The sequence below is a fragment of the Brevibacterium litoralis genome (assembly GCF_040212315.1).
GTDB classification, from domain to species: domain Bacteria; phylum Actinomycetota; class Actinomycetes; order Actinomycetales; family Brevibacteriaceae; genus Brevibacterium; species Brevibacterium litoralis.
Window position 1 is genome coordinate 22,859 of record NZ_JBDIUY010000045.1, and the last position, 16,512, is coordinate 39,370.

The 16,512-nt window shown below is 71.4% G+C and carries 16 protein-coding genes; 5 read left to right on the forward strand and 11 right to left on the reverse strand.

The features are described from left to right. Nucleotides 1–52: 52 nt before the first annotated feature. On the forward strand, nt 53–847 hold the full coding sequence (locus AAD496_RS14410) for a 3-hydroxybutyrate dehydrogenase (protein WP_349829549.1): 795 nt from the start codon (nt 53–55) through the stop codon (nt 845–847). Between the two features lie 83 nt (nt 848–930). Here the strand turns inward: AAD496_RS14410 and AAD496_RS14415 are convergent, their stop codons facing one another. The 4 genes from AAD496_RS14415 to AAD496_RS14430 form a co-directional block, all read right to left on the reverse strand. Further along, the gene (locus AAD496_RS14415; RefSeq protein WP_349829550.1) at nt 931–1,701 is read right to left on the reverse strand and encodes a sarcosine oxidase subunit gamma; all 771 of its coding nucleotides are present in this window, start codon (nt 1,699–1,701) and stop codon (nt 931–933) included. Beyond that, nucleotides 1,691–4,813: a 2Fe-2S iron-sulfur cluster-binding protein gene (locus tag AAD496_RS14420; RefSeq protein ID WP_349829551.1), complete on the reverse strand. Its 3,123-nt coding sequence runs from the start codon at nt 4,811–4,813 to the stop codon at nt 1,691–1,693. Before AAD496_RS14420 ends, AAD496_RS14415 begins: the two co-directional genes overlap by 11 nt. After that, nucleotides 4,810–5,070 carry a sarcosine oxidase subunit delta gene (locus AAD496_RS14425; RefSeq protein ID WP_349829552.1) on the reverse strand — a complete coding sequence of 87 codons (261 nt, stop codon included), beginning with the start codon at nt 5,068–5,070 and terminating at the stop codon, nt 4,810–4,812. Before AAD496_RS14425 ends, AAD496_RS14420 begins: the two co-directional genes overlap by 4 nt. 82 nt (nt 5,071–5,152) lie before the next feature. Next, nucleotides 5,153–6,382 (reverse strand): sarcosine oxidase subunit beta family protein, encoded by a 1,230-nt coding sequence (locus tag AAD496_RS14430; protein ID WP_349829553.1) that lies wholly within the window; start codon nt 6,380–6,382, stop codon nt 5,153–5,155. A 270-nt stretch (nt 6,383–6,652) separates the two neighbouring features. On the opposite strand from AAD496_RS14430, the gene AAD496_RS14435 reads away from it, so the two are divergent. The 4 genes from AAD496_RS14435 (at nt 6,653) to AAD496_RS14450 (ending at nt 8,729) form a co-directional block, all read left to right on the forward strand. Beyond that, on the forward strand, nt 6,653–7,282 hold the full coding sequence (locus AAD496_RS14435; RefSeq protein ID WP_349829568.1) for a GntR family transcriptional regulator: 630 nt from the start codon (nt 6,653–6,655) through the stop codon (nt 7,280–7,282). Between the two features lie 128 nt (nt 7,283–7,410). After that, a complete protein-coding gene (locus AAD496_RS14440) occupies nt 7,411–7,680 on the forward strand; it encodes a ribbon-helix-helix protein, CopG family (RefSeq protein WP_349829554.1) in 270 nt (89 codons plus the stop codon). Continuing rightward, on the forward strand, nt 7,670–7,957 hold the full coding sequence (locus AAD496_RS14445) for a toxin (RefSeq protein ID WP_349829555.1): 288 nt from the start codon (nt 7,670–7,672) through the stop codon (nt 7,955–7,957). Before AAD496_RS14440 ends, AAD496_RS14445 begins: the two co-directional genes overlap by 11 nt. Before the next feature lie 76 nt (nt 7,958–8,033). Continuing rightward, nucleotides 8,034–8,729 carry a cation efflux transmembrane domain-containing protein gene (locus AAD496_RS14450; RefSeq protein ID WP_349829557.1) on the forward strand — a complete coding sequence of 232 codons (696 nt, stop codon included), beginning with the start codon at nt 8,034–8,036 and terminating at the stop codon, nt 8,727–8,729. A gap of 101 nt (nt 8,730–8,830) precedes the next feature. On the opposite strand, the gene AAD496_RS14455 is transcribed toward AAD496_RS14450, so the two are convergent. The 7 genes from AAD496_RS14455 to AAD496_RS14485 all read right to left on the reverse strand — a co-directional run bounded on the left by AAD496_RS14455 (nt 8,831) and on the right by AAD496_RS14485 (nt 16,342). Further along, the gene (locus tag AAD496_RS14455; protein ID WP_349829558.1) at nt 8,831–11,311 is read right to left on the reverse strand and encodes a GcvT family protein; all 2,481 of its coding nucleotides are present in this window, start codon (nt 11,309–11,311) and stop codon (nt 8,831–8,833) included. Nucleotides 11,312–11,393: 82 nt separating this feature from the next. Next, nucleotides 11,394–12,326, reverse strand: a complete 933-nt coding sequence (gene purU / locus AAD496_RS14460) for a formyltetrahydrofolate deformylase (protein ID WP_349829559.1) — start codon at nt 12,324–12,326, stop codon at nt 11,394–11,396. A 240-nt stretch (nt 12,327–12,566) separates the two neighbouring features. Then, nucleotides 12,567–13,349: an IclR family transcriptional regulator gene (locus tag AAD496_RS14465; protein ID WP_349829560.1), complete on the reverse strand. Its 783-nt coding sequence runs from the start codon at nt 13,347–13,349 to the stop codon at nt 12,567–12,569. Between the two features lie 112 nt (nt 13,350–13,461). After that, nucleotides 13,462–14,319 carry a flavin reductase family protein gene (locus AAD496_RS14470; protein ID WP_349829561.1) on the reverse strand — a complete coding sequence of 286 codons (858 nt, stop codon included), beginning with the start codon at nt 14,317–14,319 and terminating at the stop codon, nt 13,462–13,464. Between the two features lie 21 nt (nt 14,320–14,340). Continuing rightward, nucleotides 14,341–14,508 carry a ferredoxin reductase domain-containing protein gene (locus AAD496_RS14475; RefSeq protein WP_349829563.1) on the reverse strand — a complete coding sequence of 56 codons (168 nt, stop codon included), beginning with the start codon at nt 14,506–14,508 and terminating at the stop codon, nt 14,341–14,343. Next, complete coding sequence (locus AAD496_RS14480; RefSeq protein ID WP_349829565.1) at nt 14,505–14,918, reverse strand: FAD-binding oxidoreductase; 414 nt, start codon at nt 14,916–14,918, stop codon at nt 14,505–14,507. The genes AAD496_RS14475 and AAD496_RS14480 overlap by 4 nt, the downstream gene beginning before the upstream one ends. Continuing rightward, nucleotides 14,915–16,342 carry an aromatic ring-hydroxylating oxygenase subunit alpha gene (locus AAD496_RS14485; RefSeq protein ID WP_349829566.1) on the reverse strand — a complete coding sequence of 476 codons (1,428 nt, stop codon included), beginning with the start codon at nt 16,340–16,342 and terminating at the stop codon, nt 14,915–14,917. The genes AAD496_RS14480 and AAD496_RS14485 overlap by 4 nt, the downstream gene beginning before the upstream one ends. Nucleotides 16,343–16,512: the final 170 nt, after the last annotated feature.

Sequence of the window (16,512 nt, forward strand, 5' to 3'; positions counted from 1 at the left end):
CTGGCACAGAATGGGGGCGGACGACGAGGTCCACCGACAGCGAGGAGTTCCCATGGAAGAGCGCCGGAATCAGAACCTCACGGGCAAGCGGGCCCTGGTGACGGGTGCCGCGAGCGGCATCGGACGGGCCGTCGCTCGCGAGATGGCCGCCCGTGGCGCACACGTGATCGTCACGGACATCGACGCTGAGGGCGCGGGCCGTGTGGCCGAGGAGATCGGCGGTGAGCCCTGGGTCGTCGACCTCTCCGACACGCACGCCCTCGAACGGGAGCTCGCGGAGCGCGCGGATGCGGAAGGGCCTGCCGCCTTCCACGCCGACATCCTCGTGAACAACGCCGGCCTGCAGCGGGTGGCCCCCATCCACGAGTTCGACCCCGAGGCCTTCCGGCTCATCCAGCGGATCATGGTGGAGACGCCCTTCCTCCTCATCCGCGCGGCACTACCGGGCATGTACGCGCGCAACTGGGGACGGGTGCTCAACGTCTCGAGCGTCCACGGGATCCGGGCGAGTGCCTTCAAGTCCGCCTACGTCACGGCCAAGCACGCGATCGAGGGGCTCTCGAAGGTCACGGCCCTCGAAGGCGGCGTGCACGGGGTGACGAGCGTGTGCATCGATCCCGGCTACGTGCGCACCCCCTTGGTGGAGAAGCAGGTGGCGGACCAGGCGAAGGTCCACGGCATCACCGAGGAGGAGGTGCTCGACCAGGTCTTCCTCGCCAAGAGCGCGGTCAAGCGACTGGCGGAACCGGAGGAGGTCGCCGCGCTCGCCGGGTGGCTCACCGAGGACAGCGCCGGACTCGTGACCGGCGCCTCCTACACGATGGACGGCGGCTGGTCGGCGATGTGAGAGATTCCCCGGGTTCCAGTGTCGGATGATTGGCGTTTTCGAGGTCCGGATACGCCAAACATCCGACACTGGAACTCCGTGGTTCAGCTCGGTGGGGCCGGGACCGCGAACTCCGCGGCCGCGCCGATGAGCCACCGACCCACGTGGACGGCGAACGAGCTCCGCGGCATCACCCGGTAGGTGTCCGCACCCGTCCGGTGGAGGACCACCGACACCTTCCCGAGCGTCGTCACGTACGCCGACCCGACCGCGAACACCTCCGGGTGCACGTCGAGCGGGACGCCCGTGCGCAACAGGTCCCGGGCGCTGGGCCCGGCGACCTCGAAGGTCGTGCGGTTGGCCGACAGGTCGAGCACAGCCGCAGTCGCGATCCCGCCACCCTCCCCAGGCTCCGTGGTCCCCGCCACCGTCCGACACACCTGCCCGACCACCTCGGTCCCGGTCGGTTCCTCCGGCCCGCCGGTGGTGCCGACGAGCAGGTACTCGTCCGGCGAGAGCCACAGCGCGAGCAGCCCGCCGGTGCCCGGCACCGCCGCCGTCGCTCCGGCCCGCGTGGGCAGCGGGGCGCCGAGGAGCGCCTCCACCTGTGCCCGTGTCGCGGTACCCGGCACGGCGCGGATGCCGACCTGCGTGAGGAAGGGGACCTCGCGCAGGCGCACACCACGCCCGGTCGTGGCCCAGGTCTCCTCGTCACCGACGCTCGCCGCGGCGAGGTCTGCGTGCAACGATCCCGCCGGACTCGTCCTCCGGTCCAGGGGTACCGGGCGGGAGGGGGTCGACACAGGGGTGTCCCCCTCGCTGGTCCCGGTGGCAGCACCGGGTGTGGTCTCGGGGTGCAGGACCTCAGCCGTCACGGCGGGCTCCTTCCGGGTCGTAGAGGCAGGTCTCGCCGATCGTGACCTCGAGGAGGTCGCCGCCGACGGGGGCGTGGAGCGTGGTGCCCACGAGGTTCCGGCCGTTCTCCACGAGCGCGAGGCCGAAGGACCGCTCGAGCACAGCGCTCATGTAGCTGGAGGTCACGTGGCCGACCATGGGGACGGGCGCCGCGGCGTCGGGCACCGGGTCGACCGGGGTCCCGGCGGCCACGAGCTGGGTGCCCTCCGGGAGGACCCGCGTGGGGTCGGTGGGCAGGACGGAGACCAGGTGCTTGCGGTCCTCCCGGGCGGTGTCCGGGCGCGAGTAGGAACGCTTGCCCACGAAGTCCTTGAACTTCGAGACCGCCCACCCCATCCCGGCGTCCTGCGGGGTGACGGTGCCGTCGGTGTCCTGACCGATGATCGGGAATCCCTTCTCGGCGCGGAGCACGTGCATCGCCTCGGTGCCGTAGGGGGTGATGTCGAACCCGGCGCCGGCGGCGTACACGTCCTCCCAGACGGAGGCGCCGTACCAGGTGGGGACGTTGATCTCGAAGGCGAGCTCACCGGAGAAGGAGATCCGGCAGATCCGCGCGGGAATCCCGGAGGCGAGCACCGTCTCGCGGAACTCCATGAACTCGAAGGCCTCCCGGGAGACGTCGAGGTCGGGGGCGACCCGGGCGATCACGTCGCGTGACCGGGGGCCGGCGACCGCGACGGTCACCCACTGCTCCGTCGCCGAGGTGAACGTGACCTCCAGGTCCGACCACTCGGTCTGGTGCCACTCCTCCAACCATTCGAGCACCTGGGCGGCGTTGCCTGTGGTCGTCGTCATGAAGTACCGGTCGGTGTCGATCCGCAGGGTCACGCCGTCGTCGAACAGCATCCCGTCGGGCGTGCACATGAGACCGTAGCGGGCCTTGCCGGGCGCGAGCTTGGCGAACCCGTTCGTGTACACCCGGTTGAGGAACTCGCCGGCGCCCGGCCCCTGGACCTCGATCTTCCCGAGCGTCGTCGCGTCCTGCATGCCCACGCCGGTGCGCACCGCCCGACACTCGCGGAGCACGGCGGCGTCCATCGACTCGCCGTCGCGGGGGTAGTACCGCGGCCGCAGCCACTGGCCGACGAGTTCGTACACCGCGCCGTGCTCCTCGTGCCAGGGGTGGACGGCGGTCACGCGGATCGGGTCGAACAGGTCGCCGCGTTCCCGGCCGGCCAGCGCCACGAAGGGCACCGGCGCGTAGGGCGCGCGGAAGGTCGTCGTCCCGACGTCCCCGGGTTCCGGCGGGGTGCCGCTCCCCGCTCCCGAGGTGCCCTCCGCGCCATCGCCGCCCGCGCCGTCCGCGACCGCGCCGTCCGCGACCGCGCCGAGCGCCGCCGCGATCACGCCGATCGCGTTGACCGCCGAGGTCTTCCCCTGGTCGTTCGCCGTGCTGATCGAGGTGTAGCGCTTCACGTGCTCGACGCTGCGCATGCCCGCCCCGGTGGCCCGGAGCACCTCGGCGACGGTCTGGTCGCGTTGCAGGTCGACGAACTGCCGGTCGGCGTCCGCCATGTCCGTGACGTCCCCGTCCGGTCCCGGCACCACCCACAGGGGGCGGTCGGCGCTCTCCGGCGCGGCGTCGACGGGTGCCCCGACGTCCTCCGCTCCCGAGGTGCCCTGCTCTCCCTTTCCCCCGTCCCCGGGGGCCGTGGGTGCCGCAGTGGGTTCGTCCGAGGGCCGGACCGCCGTGCGAGCGCGGGCGGCGGCCCAGGCACCGTCGGTCACACAGTCGGCGGTCTCCCGCAGTCCGCGAGCGGCACCGACGACCGTGCGCTCGTCCACCTGTCCGTCCGGCACGAAGGCCGCGAGATCGCGGTCCCACCGCAGACGCCCTTGGGCCTGGCCGTGGAGGTGGACGACGGGACTCCACCCACCGGACACCCCGAGGGTGTCGCAGGAGATCACCCTCGTCTCACCCGTCCGGCGCCCGGCAGCGTCGAGCTCGGTGACGGTCACCCCGGAGAGCAGGCCGGTGGAGGGACCGGTGGTGTCGAGAGGGGAGGGCGCCTCGGCCGTCGGGGTGGGTGGTGGGAGGTGATCAGTGGTGTGCGCGGCGATGACGGCATGGCCGTGGAGGACGGTCACGCCGGCCTCCGAGGCGGTGGTGCTCGCCGCCGTGGGCACGGGGCGGGAGTCGACGACGGCGGCGACGGTGAGGCCCGCCGCGCGGAGGGCGGGGACGAGGGGGTAGACGGAGTCGTTCGTCGTCGCGAGGACGACCTCCCGGCCCACCGCGACACCGTATCGGGCCAGGTAGGCGCCGAGGGCGGAGGCGAGCACGATGCCGGGACGGTCGTTGTCGGTGAAGACGAGGGGGCGTTCGTGGGCGCCGGTCGCGAGCACGACGTGGCGGGCCCGGAAGTGCCACAGACGCTGGCGCGAGACTCCGGGCAGGCCGTCCCGCGTGGGACCGTCGAGGTGGTCGAGGCGGCTCTCCAGGGCCGTGACGTATCCGGAGTCGTAGAGGCCGAAGGCGTTGGTGCGGGTGAAAACGGTGGTGTCCGGGGCGGCGTCGAGTTCGGCGCGGACGGCGGTGATCCACTCCGCGGCGGGCATGCCGTCGACGGACGCGCCCGGGGTGGAGAGCAGTGAGCCGCCGAGCTCGGGTCCGTCGTCGACGAGGACGACCCGGACGCCCGCGCGGGTGAGGTCGCGGGCAGCGGCGAGACCGGTGGGTCCGGCGCCGACGACGAGCACCTCGGGGTGGTCGTGGGCCTTGTCGTAGAGGGCGGGGTCGGTCTCCGGGTCGAGGCGGCCGCGGCCGGAGAGGAACTCGGCGGCCAGGCCGTCGACGAGTTCGACCGTCGTGGCCGGGAGCATCGACTCGGCGATGCCGTCACCGGGGCGGCGGACGCGGACGAGGGCGTTCGGCTCCTCGATCCCGGCGGCCAGGAACCCGCGGGGGCGTCCGCGGTAGAGGGAGGGTGCGACGGTGCGGACCCCGTGGGCGAGCAGCGCCGAGGCGAGTGTGTCCCCGGGGTGGCCGGTGTAGGGGGTGCCGTCGACCGTGAAGTGCAGGGTGCGGGTGCGGTCGATCCGGCCGCCGGTGGGCAGACGGTGGTTGCTCATGCGGGGGTGCCTCCCTCGGGGACGAAGCGGTAGGTCACGGTGTCGCGGTGGACGGTGAACCATTTGCGGCAGCCGGCCACGTGGGCCCACCGTTCGGCGAACAGGCCGGCCGGATTGGCGCGGTGGAAGAGGAACCGGCCCCACTGCTCGTCGTCGAGCGCGTAGGGGTCCTCCGGGTAGGCGACGTCGGCCTGCCCGCCGTAGTGGAACTCGGTCTCGTCGCGGGGCCCGCAGTGGGGGCAGGGGATGGAGAGCATGGGGGCCTCTGCTTTCAGCGGTGGGGTGCCGGGGTGCGGGCGGTGGTCGGGTCAGCGATGGGGTGCCGGGGGTGCGGGTGGGTCAGTGGGCGACGGCGGCGGCGCCGTGTTCGTCGACGAGGGCGCCGGTGAAGAAGCGCTCCAGGCTGAAGGGGGCGTTGAGCGGGTGGGGTTCGTCGTGGGCGACGGTGTGGGCGAGGGTCCACCCGGCGGCCGGGGTCCCCTTGAAGCCGCCGGTGCCCCAGCCGCAGTTGACGTAGAGGCCGTCGACCGGCGTCGTGCCGACGACCGGGGAGGCGTCGGGGGTGACGTCGACGATCCCGCCCCAGGTGCGCAGCAGGTGGGCGCGGGCGAAGACGGGGAACAGTTCGACGGCGGCGGCCATCTGTTCCTCGATGACGTGGAAGGCGCCTCGGCGGCCGTAACCGTTGTAGGAGTCGACGCCGGCACCCATGACCAGTTCTCCCTTGTGGGCCTGGGAGACGTAGGCGTGGACGTGGTTCGACATGACGACGGTGGGGTGGACCGGTTCGTGGAGCTCGGAGACGAGCGCCTGGAGCGGGTGGGACTGGATGGGCAGGTCGACCCCGGCCATCCCGGCGAGCACGCTGGAGTGTCCGGCACCGCACAGGGCCACCCGGCCCGCGGCGATGTCCCCGCGGCTCGTCCGCAGGCCGATGATGCGGCCTGCGTCGGTGAGGATGTCGGTGACGGCGCAGTCCTGGATGAGATCGACGCCCATGGCGTCGGCCATCCGGGCGAAGGCCCAGGCCACGTGGTCGTGCTTGGCGATGCCGGCGCGCGGCTGGTAGGTCGCCCCGAGGACCGGGTAGCGGATGTCCTCACTCGTATTGAGGATCGGGCAGACCTCCTTCACCTGGTCGGGGGTGAGCCATTCGGCGTCGACCCCGTTCAGGCGGTTGGCCTCGGACCGACGGACGGACTCGCGGACGTCCTGCTCGGTGTGGGCGAGGTTGAGGACGCCGCGCTGGCTGAACAGGAAGTCGTAGTCGAGTGCGTCCGGCAGGCCCTCCCAGAGCTTGAGGGAGTGTTCGTAGATCGCCGCGGACTCGTCCCACAGGTAGTTGGAGCGGATGATGGCGGTGTTCCGGGCCATGTTGCCGCCGGCCAGCCAGCCCTTCTCGACGACGGCGACGTCCGTGATGCCGTGATTCTTGGCCAGGTAGTAGGCGGTCGCGAGTCCGTGGCCTCCACCGCCGACGATGACGACCTCGTAGGAGCGTTCGGGCTCGGGGTTCCGCCACAGGAAGTCGGGGTGTTCGGGCAGGTGCTCGGGGTGGGAGGTCGCCATGGAGCGGCTCCTTCTTGGGTGGGTGGAGGGTGTGGCGGAGCGTGGGTGGAGGGAGTGGCGAAGCGCGGTGTGATGTACCACTGATATATCAATGATGGGACAGAGTATGCTGGGGCCGTGAGGGCGGTGTCAATGCCTTCTTCTGCCCCGATTTCCGCCCGCTGACCAGGAGGAGTCGACGTGCTGAGTGAACCCACTGCCGAGCACGGCGTGCGCGCCGCCGCACGGGACGAGACCGGTGCGCACAGCGAGACCGGCGTGCCCGAGGGGATGTCCTTGGCGGAGTACGCCTACGTGCGTCTGCGCGAGCGTCTCGTGATGCTGGAGATCGAACCGGGTGAACCGATCAACGACGTCCGGGCGGCCGCCGACCTCGACATGGGCCGCACCCCCGTCCGCGAGGCCCTCAAGCGCCTGGAACTCGACCACCTCGTGCAGTCCTTCCCGCGGCGGGGCACCTTCGCCACGCACATCGACGTCACGCAGCTCGGGTCGATCTCCGAGATCCGGCAGCAGCTGGTCCCCTTCGCCGCGGAGCAGGCGGCACTGCGCGCCACCCCGGACGCCCGGGCGGAGCTCCGCGATCTCGTCGAGGCGCTCGCCACCCAGGCGCGCTCCGACCGCCGGCCGGCGGACCTCATGCGCCAGGACATCGCCGTCCACCAGGCGATCTACCGTGCCGCCGGGAACCCGCACCTGGAGGACGTGCTCGTCCGCTACGACAACCTCGCGACCCGTATCTGGTGCCTGGTCATCGACCGGCTGCCGGATCTCGGGGCGCACGTGCGCGAACACATGGAATTGCTCGACGCCGCCGTAGAGGGCGATGCGGCCCGGGCCCGCGCTCTCGCGACCGCCCACGTCGAGGGCTTCGCTCAGGAGATCCGCCGCGTCCTGTGACGCCGCGGGCGGCGGAAGCGCAGTTTTCGCGGCATCTGATACCGCGGGCTTCCCGTTGCGTCGGATCTGTTCTCTCCTGTATTCGCGGTGTTCTGCCACCTCTCAGGTTTTTCGTATACGGTATTTCCATGACTGGGCGTGCCGTGCGTGGAAAAGCCGTGACCGACGAGCAGATCCAGGCCTGGGCCGACGAAGCCGAGGCCGGATACGATCCGACCGAGCTGCCGAAAGCTCGCCGGGGCCGCCCGACCGTGGGTGAAGGCCCCGGAACGGTGGTGCCGGTCCGACTCGATGCTGCGACTCTGGAGGCGCTGACGGCGCGGGCGGAAGAGGAAGGGCTGCCGAATCGTTCCGAGGCCATCCGCGCCGCGGTCCGTGCCTGGGCCCATGTCGCCTGACGAGAGCGCCGGGAGCGTCGAGGGGATCTCTCTTCATCGCGCTGCACGTAAGCACTATCGCCGTGACCGGTTGTCCGATGATGCGGTCCTCGACGCCGCCGACCATGTCCTCCGCAGATGGCCTCTCGACGATGAGGACGATCCTCTCCGCTGGTTGATGCTGGGAGTCGATCGGTCCGGTCGAGTCCTCGAGCTCGTCGCACTGGTCTTCGACGACGGCCACATCCTTCTCATCCACGCGATGAAGGCGCGGCCGCAGTACCTCGAACACCTATGAACACCGACGAGTACCAGTCCCCCTGAGCGGGCTCGTGGAGTGCCGTCCCGATGGCCACGCGGCGTACCGTGGAGGGATGACTGCTGTGCTCGACGACGCCCGGGTGGGTGTCCTGCGGCGACGGATCCGGATCATCGTCGCCATCACGATCACGTGGAACGTGCTCGAGGCGATCGTCGCGCTCGCCGCCGGAGCGGTCGCCTCGTCCGCGGCGCTCATCGGGTTCGGGCTCGACTCCGTCGTCGAGGTGCTCTCCGCCGCGGCCGTCGCCTGGCAGTTCTCCGCGCCCGACCCGCAGAAACGCGAGAAGCCGGCCTTGCGCGTCATCGCGGTGTCGTTCTTCGCGCTCGCCGCCTACGTGGCCGTCGACGCACTGCTCTCGCTCGGCGGCCTGCGCGAGCCGGAGCACTCCCCGGTGGGGATCGCGATCGCCGCACTCAGCCTGGTCGTCATGCCGTTCCTCAGTTGGTTCGAGCGGCGGACGGGCCGGGAGCTCGGCTCGGCATCGGCGGTCGCGGACTCCAAACAGACCCTCATCTGCACGTATCTCTCCGCCGCGCTCCTCGTGGGACTCCTGCTCAACAGCCTGTTCGGCTGGGCCTGGGCGGATGCGCTCGCGGCCCTCGTCATCGCGGTCTTCGCCGTCCGCGAGGGCCTCGAAGCCTGGCGCGGTGACGCCTGCTGCGCCACCCCGGTCTCCGTCCTCACCGGTGAACGCGAGGCCGCCGACTGCGCCGACGGCTGCGGCGACACCTGCGCCTGCTGCCACTGACCCGCACCCCGCGGTTCCCCGCCCCTCCGATCCCCGCTCCCGAGGCGCCTGGGCACATGGCATGCCACGTGCGCAGGCGCCTCGGGAGCGGGGAGGGGATCTCAGCGGCGAATCCGCTTCATCTGGGGGTCGACGAGAGGCTCGGCCACGACGGTCGCCCGCACGCGGCAGCCCGTGTACTCGACTTCGACGGAATCGCCGGGGCCCACGTGGGCGGGCAGGTGGGCGTAGGCGACGGGGCGACCGACGGTGTACCCGAAGGCCGCACTCGTCACGTATCCGGCGGGGGCGCCGTCCACGAACACCGGCTCCTTGCCCATGAGCACGGTCCGGCCGTCGTCGACGGTGAGGCACCGGAGGATCGTCGCGGGCCCCTGCCCGTGCGCCGCCTTCTCGGCCAGTGCGGCGTGCCCGACGAACCCCTCCTTCGTCGCCTTCACCGCGAAACCGACCCCCGCCTGTTCCGGGTCGTGTTCGGTCGTCATGTCCGAGCCCCATGCGCGGTAGCCCTTCTCCAGGCGCAGCGCGTTGAAGGCCCCGCGGCCGGCGGCGATGATCCCGTAGGACCGGCCCGCCTCCCACAGCACGTCCCAGAGCTTCCGGCCGTACTCCGCGGACGTGTAGATCTCCCAGCCGAGTTCACCGACGTAGGACAGGCGCATGGCGGTGACGGGGACCCCGCCCACGTACGCCTCGCGCGCCCGGAAGTAGCCGAGTCCCTCGTGGGAGAAGTCGTCGGCGGTGACGCGTTCGAGCACCCGCCGGGCGTCCGGCCCCCACAGGCCGATGCAGCACGTACCGCCCGTGATGTCCCGGACGGTGGCGACGGAGGTGGGGTCCTCGGTGCGCAGGGCGGCGGCCTCGCGCTCCAGGTACACGGTGTCGATGTTCCCGTTCGCGCCGACCTGGAACCGCTCCGGTCCCAGCCGGGCGACCGTCACGTCGCTCCTGATCCCACCGGCCTCGTCGAGCATGAGCGTGTAGGTGACCGCGCCCGGTTTCCGGCCGACGTTGCCGGTGGTGAGCCGCTGGAGCAGCGGCAGCGCACCCGGACCGGAGACCTCCAGCCGGCGCAACTGTGTCATGTCGTACAGGGCGACGGCGGTGCGGGTCCGCCACGCCTCGACCGCGACGACGGGGGAGTGGTACATCGCGGTCCACGCATCGCGCTCGGGCTCCTGCCACTCCTCCGGCAGTTTCTCCAGGAGCGCGGCGTTCGCCTCGTACCAGTGCGCCCGTTCCCATCCGCCGTGCTCCAGGAACACCGCGCCGAGCTCCTGTTGCCGGTCGTGGAAGGGGCTCACCCGCACGTCGCGGGGTTCGTCACGCTGCTGGTGCGGGTGGATCACGTCGTAGACCTCGACGAACTGCCGGGAGGACGTCGACTCGACGTAGTCGGGCGCGAGCTGGAAGTCGTCGAACCGGTCGATGTCGCAATGCCCCAGGTCGAGGTCGGACCTCCCCTCGGTGAGCACCTGGGCGACCGCCCGGGCGACGCCGGCGGAGTGGGTGACCCAGACCGCCTCGGCGACCCAGAACCCGGTGAGGGTCCGGGACTCGCCGACGAGCGGACCGCCGTCCGGCGTGAAGGACATGATGCCGTTGATGCCGTGTTCGACCTCGACGCCCCGGAGGAAGGGCAGCATCTCCTGCGACCGCTCCCAGGGTCCCGCGAAGTCCTCCGGCGTGAAGTCGAGGCTCGACGGCATGGACTCCGGGGTCACCTCCGCGGGCGTGGGGCCCAGGTCCGCGGCGCGCACGGGCATGGGCCGGTGCCGGTAGGAACCGATCCCGTAGACGTCTCCCCACTCACGGAAGTACAGGTCCTCGTCCTGGTGACGGAGGATCGGCAGGGTCGCCCCGCGCGGGTGGGAGTGCACACCTGCGAGGTGCGGGACGGGTGTCGTCCACGCGAACTGGTGCGCCAGCGGCAGCAACGGCACCCGCATCCCGGCCATTGCACCGATCTCGACGCCCCAGAACCCGGCGCACGAGACCACGATGTCCGCCGGGACCACGCCGTCGGGGGTCTCGACGCCGGTGACCCGGCCGTCCTCGGAGGCGATCCCCGTGACCGGCGTGCGGTCCAGGTACCGGACCCCGGCGTCACGGGTGCGGGTGACGAGCGTGTCGACGGCCTTCGTCGAGAACGCGAGTCCGTCCGAGGGGATGTGCAGTCCGCCGAGCACCCGCTCGACGTCGAGGTGCGGGTAGAGATCCACGCACTCCGCAGGTCGGAGCACCCGGACGTCGGGCACTCCCCAGGACGCGGCGAGCCCGGCCTTCCGGTGTAGGTCGTCCAACCGCTCCGGCGTGGTCGCGACCTCCAGTCCGCCCACCTGGTCGAAGGCGTCGATCTCCAGGAGCTTCTCGACCGTGTACCGGGCGAAGTGGGTCATGGTCCGGTCGGGGTTCGTCTGGAAGACGAGGCCCGGGGCGTGCGAGCTCGAACCTCCGGGCAGGGAGATCGGGCCCTGCTCGACGACGGTGACGTCCGTGCAACCGCGTTGCACCAGTTCGTCCGCGAGGTTCGTTCCGACGATCCCGGCGCCGATGATGACGATGCGGGGTGTGTGCGCCATGAGGTGCTCCTGCGAATTGTGAGGTGGGGTGCCGGGGTTCGGGCGGCGGTGGGGTGCGGGTGTCAGGTGTGGGGAGTGGGACTCAGCGGAAGACGACGGTGCTCGACCCGTTGAGGAGGACCCGGTGTTCGCAGTGCCAGCGGACCGCGCGGGCCAGGGCCAGGCACTCGGCGTCGCGGCCCAGGAGTGCGAGCGAGTCCGGGGTGTGGGTGTGGTCGACGCGGTTGACCTCCTGCTCGATGATCGGGCCCTCGTCGAGGTCGGGCGTCACGTAGTGGGCGGTCGCGCCGACGAGCTTGACTCCACGCTCGAAGGCCTGGTGGTAGGGCTTGGCGCCCTTGAAGCCGGGGAGGAACGAGTGGTGGATGTTGATCGCCCGGCCCTCCAGGCGCCGGCACAGGTCGTCCGAGAGGATCTGCATGTACCGGGCGAGGACGACGAGATCGATGTCGTGCTCCGCGACGAGGGCGAGCAGGCGTTCCTCCGCCTCCGGCTTGGTCGCAGGCGTGACGGGGACGTGGACGTAGGGCAGACCGGCCGCCTCGACCATGGGGCGGAGGTCTTCGTGGTTGGACACGACGAGGGCGATCTCCCCGCCGAGCGTGCCCCCGCGCCACCGGAACAGCAGGTCGTTGAGGCAGTGACCGTACCGGGAGACCATGACGAGCAGACGGGGTGGCCGGTCGTCGTGGAAGCGGGCGTCCATGTCGAACTCCGCGGCGATCGGCGCGAAGTCCCGGGTGAGTGCCGCGGTGTCGATGCCCGGGGTCCCGGATCCCGGCGCGGCGGTGAAGGCGGTACGCAGGAAGAACCAGTCGCCCGTGCGGTCGTCGAACTGTTGGTGCTCGCGGACGTCGTGTCCGCGGTCGTAGAGGAACCGCGTGACGGCCTGGGTGATGCCCGGCCGCTGGGGACAGGAGACCGTGAGGACCGCCGAGGAGCAGGTGGGCCCGCCGGTGGAGCCTGCGGTCGAGTCCGGGCCGAGGGCCGGGGTGAGGGTCGTCGAGGAGGACATGTCGGGACTCCTTCGGTGGAGGGAGGGAATCGGGGGTTCTGCGGGGGAGGGAGGGAATCGGGGGTTCTGCGGGGGATGTGCCGTGATGGACGACTGATATATCAGTCAGTTGTGAGGGAGGTTACAGATCCCCGTTACGGGGGTCAATGGGTGTTCGGCGTCGGGCTCAGCGGTGGGGTGCCGGGGTTCGGGCGGCGTGGAACTCAGCGGTGGGGTGCCGGGGTTCGGGCGGCGTGGAACTCAGGACAGGTGCGCCACGCGGCGGCCCAGTTCCGAGCCTGCCTCGCGCAGACGCGGCAGGCACGCGGAGATCGCCGCCTCGTCGAACCGGAACGCGGGCCCGCTGATGCTCAGCGCGCCGACGAAGTTCCCGGCCAGGTCGTCGACGCCGACCGCGACGGCGTTGATCTCCTCGTCGATCTCCCCGAGTGCGATCGCATGACCCTGCCGGCGCACCTGTTCCAACTGGGCCTCCAGCTCCGCGCGGTCGGTGATCGTGCGCGTCGTCCACTTCTCGAGGCCGGCCTCCGCGAGCACCGCGTCGCGCCGCGAGGATGCCAGTCGGGAGAGGATCACCTTGCCGTTCGAGGTGGCGTGGAGCGGGGTGAGCCGCCCGACCCAGTTCTGCACGGAGACCGTCGCCGGGCCGATCGCCTGGTCGACGTTCACCGCCCAGGACTCGCTGAGGATCGCGAAGTTCACCGTCTCCTCGACGTCCTGCGCGAGTGGTTCGGTGACGAAATGCGCCTGCTTGGCGATGTCCAGGCGCCCCGAGGCCGAGGACGCCAGCCGCACGAGCCCGAAGCCCGGGCGGTACCGGCCGCGGTCGTCGGTGGTCTCGACGAGTTCGTGCGCCTCGAGGGTCGCGAGCATCCGGGAGGCGGTCGACTTGTGGACGCCGAGCGCCTCGGCGACCTCGCCGACGCCGCCCTCGCCACGGGCCGCCAGCAGCTCCAGGGCCTGCAGGGCCCGGTCGACCGACTGCATCCCCGCAGCGGTCCGCTGCCCGACCTCCTCGGCCATGCGGCTCTCGACCTCCAGTACTCACCGACCACTCGTCGACCCCACCCTACTGGGAAAGCCGGGATCGGGCAGGCCCGGTCCGGGCCCCGGGCTCGGCCGGACCGCGGCGACCTCAGGCGTCGACACGCAGATCGCCGAGCGGTTTCGAGCAGCACATGAGCGTCTTCCCCGCGGCGACCTCCTTGGGGCGGATCCCCCCGTTGTGCCGCAGGTCGACCTCCCCGGCGAGCAGGGACACCGTGCAAGTCCCGCACAGGCCCTGCCCGCAGGCCGAGGGCAGGCGCAGGCCGGCCTCGCGCCCGGCGTCGAGGACCGTGCGGTCCGCCGGACACTCGACGCTCACCCCCGACTTCGCGAACTCGATCGTGTGCGTGGCGACCGCCGTCCCGGCGTCCTCCCCACCCGCAGACGAGGCGCCCTGCCCTTCTCCTGCGGACGTGGCCTCCTCCTCCGCCGCGACGTCGGCGGTGGGTTCCTCCTCGGTGAGCCAATTGGTCGTGTCGGCGTCGGCGGGCCCCACGACGGTCCGGGTGTAGGGGATCTCGCCCGTCGCCTCGGTGGTGGTGAACCCGGGATCGACGGCGCCCGTGGTGGTGGAACCGCCCGTGGTGACCGGGGGGTCCGCCGGGACGGTGGTGGAGGCGGTCGCGGCTGGGGCCGCGGTGGAGCCGGGAGTGGAGGGCGCCTCGGGAGCGGCGGTGGGGTCGACCGGGGGCGGGTCGAAGGAGAACTGCTCCTCGTGGTGGTGGGCGAGGGGGTAGTCGAGCTGCGTGAGCAGCGAGCGGACCGTCGCCATGTAGCCGTCGGGTCCGCAGACCATGATCTCGCGGTCGTGGTAGTCGGGGACGAGGGCCTGGAGGACGGGTACGGAGAGGCGCCCGAGCGGCCCGGTCCAGCGTTCCGTCGGCAGGTCGCGGCCGCACAGGAAGACGAGGCGCAGCCACGGAAGGTCCCGGGCGTAGGACTCCAACTCGGTGCGGTGGATGATGTCCTACGGCGTGCGGGCGCTGTGGACGACAGTGACGTCGGCGTCCATGGCGAGGTCGCTGAGCGTCCGCACGATCGAGAGCGTGGGGGTGATGCCGACGCCCGCGGACAGCAGCAGGTGGGAGGGTGCGGGGTGATCGCCCAGGGTGAAGGCCCCGAGCGGTGCCCTCACCCGAAGGGTGTCGCCCGCGACGACCTGCTCGTGCAGCCAGGTCGAGGCCAGTCCGCCCGGCACCTTCTTGACGGTGAGACGCAGTGCGTGCGGACGTCGTGGGTGACGTCGACGATCGTGTAGCTGCGCTCGACCATCCTGCCCTCGAGCCACACCTCGAGCGTGACGAACTGGCCGGGTTCGAAGTGGAAGAGGCGCCCGGCGGGGTGCTGGAGGACGAAGGTGCGGACGTCGTGGGTGACGTCGACGATCGCGGTCACGTGCAAGTCCGCCGCCTCCTCGGTGTCCCACACGGGTGGGCCCACGGTCGGGTCGGCGACGGTGGGGACCGGTGAGTTCTGCCGGTAGGCGGTGTCGATCGGGGTGTGCGGATCGGGCACACCCTGCGGGTCGACGAGGAGGGTCGTCATGCCTCGGCTCCTCCTTCCGCCAGGGCGGCGCCGGTCGCGACGGGGGCAGGCGTGGTGCCGCCTGCCGTCGTCCGGGCGGACAGGGCGTGGCCCAGGCGCTGGACGTACCAGTTGACGAAGGCCTCGACCTCGGCCTCGACGAGGGAGTAGGGGCCGGGGACGTAGCCGGGATCGGCGACGCCGCGCTGGGTGAGCTCGACGAGTTCCCGGTCCTCGTCGTTCGTCGCCCGCCAGACCTCGGTGAGCGCCTCGACGTCGTAGTCCGCACCGGCCACCGCCTCGGGGTGGACGAGCCAGGTGGTGCGCACGATCGACCGGTCGGCGGCGACGGGCAGGACGGAGAAGACGACCGCGTGGTCACTGAGAACGTGGACCCAGGTGTTCGGCTGGACGTGGATGGACAGGTCACCGAAGGTCGGTGTCGGGACCTTCCCGAGCAACCGGCGGCTCACCTGCTTCCCGTCCGCGGCGATGCTCGCACCGGCACCGTCGAGCGGCACGTGTGCCACCTGGAACCCGGTGGGGCGGGTGTCGAGCTCGGAGACGTCGGTGGTCGGGAAGTCGATGTCGCCCTTGCGGGCCACGAGGTCGCTCGCCGCGGCGAGGTACCGCTCGTACTGCTCCCAGTTGCGCGGCGGCACCTGGTCCTCGGAGTAGCGGGACACGGTGAAGTAGGCCGTCGCGAGTTCCGGGTGCGAGCCGTCGCAGTGGTAGCACTCGCGGTTGTTCTCCATGACGAGCTTCCAGTTGCCCTTCTCCTCCAGGTCCGTGCGGTGCGCGACGGCCGTGCTCCGCAGGTCGAAGGGCGCCAGGTAGGGCTCCAGGATCGCGGCCACCTCGTCGAAGTCGTCCGGCGGGGTGTCGGAGAAGCAGACGAAGAGCAGGCCGCCGACCGATCGGACGTTCACGGGTCGCAGTCCGAAGGCGGACCGGTCGAAGTCGGCCGGCTGGGACTCCGCGTAGACGAGATCGCCCTCGGGCCGGTAGGTCCACTGGTGGTAGGGGCACACGATGTTGCCCACCGACCCGCAGGGATTATCGAGCAGGCGGGCGCCCCGGTGTCGGCACACGTTGCGGTGGGCACGGACCTGCTCGTCGTCGTCGCGGACGAGGATGACGGAGTGGCGGCCGACGTCGACGGTCACGTAGTCACCGGGATCGGGGATCTCCGCCTCGGTGGCGACGAACAGCCAGTGCTTGCTGAAGATCTCCTCCATGTCGAGTTCGAAGATCTCCGGACTCGTGTAGAAGGGAGCGGCCAGGCTGTGGCCGATGGGACGCTCGGTGACGAGTGTCGTGATGTCGGCGTCCGACAGGACCGCCCGGTCGCCCGGACGATGCGCGCGACCCGTCGGCCGGGTGCCGGTGGTGGAGGGAAGGGGCGATGTCGAGGGTCCCGTGTCAATCGCGCCGTGCCGATTCATCCAGGATTTACATCCGGCCGGGGGTCCCGGGTGTGCAACCGCCCCGATATCGTCCGCGGCCCTCGGTATGTCACGACATATCGAGGGCCGTCGAGGATTTCGGGGCGGTGTGGTTCCGGGGCGGGTCCGCGCGCGAGGCGCCGGGGCGGGGCGCCTCGGGAGCGCGGTCC

Excerpts from the sequence above, each read along its gene's own strand:
- AAD496_RS14450 (WP_349829557.1), top strand. The coding sequence starts at position 8,034 with ATGACTGCTGTGCTCGACGACGCCCGGGTGGGTGTCCTGCGGCGACGG.
- AAD496_RS14410 (WP_349829549.1), top strand. The coding sequence starts at position 53 with ATGGAAGAGCGCCGGAATCAGAACCTCACGGGCAAGCGGGCCCTGGTG.
- AAD496_RS14420 (WP_349829551.1), bottom strand. The coding sequence starts at position 4,813 with ATGAGCAACCACCGTCTGCCCACCGGCGGCCGGATCGACCGCACCCGC.
- AAD496_RS14465 (WP_349829560.1), bottom strand. The coding sequence starts at position 13,349 with ATGGCCGAGGAGGTCGGGCAGCGGACCGCTGCGGGGATGCAGTCGGTC.
- AAD496_RS14440 (WP_349829554.1), top strand. The coding sequence starts at position 7,411 with ATGACTGGGCGTGCCGTGCGTGGAAAAGCCGTGACCGACGAGCAGATC.
- AAD496_RS14485 (WP_349829566.1), bottom strand. The coding sequence starts at position 16,342 with ATGAATCGGCACGGCGCGATTGACACGGGACCCTCGACATCGCCCCTT.
- AAD496_RS14455 (WP_349829558.1), bottom strand. The coding sequence starts at position 11,311 with ATGGCGCACACACCCCGCATCGTCATCATCGGCGCCGGGATCGTCGGA.
- purU (WP_349829559.1), bottom strand. The coding sequence starts at position 12,326 with ATGTCCTCCTCGACGACCCTCACCCCGGCCCTCGGCCCGGACTCGACC.
- AAD496_RS14435 (WP_349829568.1), top strand. The coding sequence starts at position 6,653 with ATGTCCTTGGCGGAGTACGCCTACGTGCGTCTGCGCGAGCGTCTCGTG.
- AAD496_RS14480 (WP_349829565.1), bottom strand. The coding sequence starts at position 14,918 with ATGACGACCCTCCTCGTCGACCCGCAGGGTGTGCCCGATCCGCACACC.
- AAD496_RS14430 (WP_349829553.1), bottom strand. The coding sequence starts at position 6,382 with ATGGCGACCTCCCACCCCGAGCACCTGCCCGAACACCCCGACTTCCTG.
- AAD496_RS14445 (WP_349829555.1), top strand. The coding sequence starts at position 7,670 with ATGTCGCCTGACGAGAGCGCCGGGAGCGTCGAGGGGATCTCTCTTCAT.
- AAD496_RS14425 (WP_349829552.1), bottom strand. The coding sequence starts at position 5,070 with ATGCTCTCCATCCCCTGCCCCCACTGCGGGCCCCGCGACGAGACCGAG.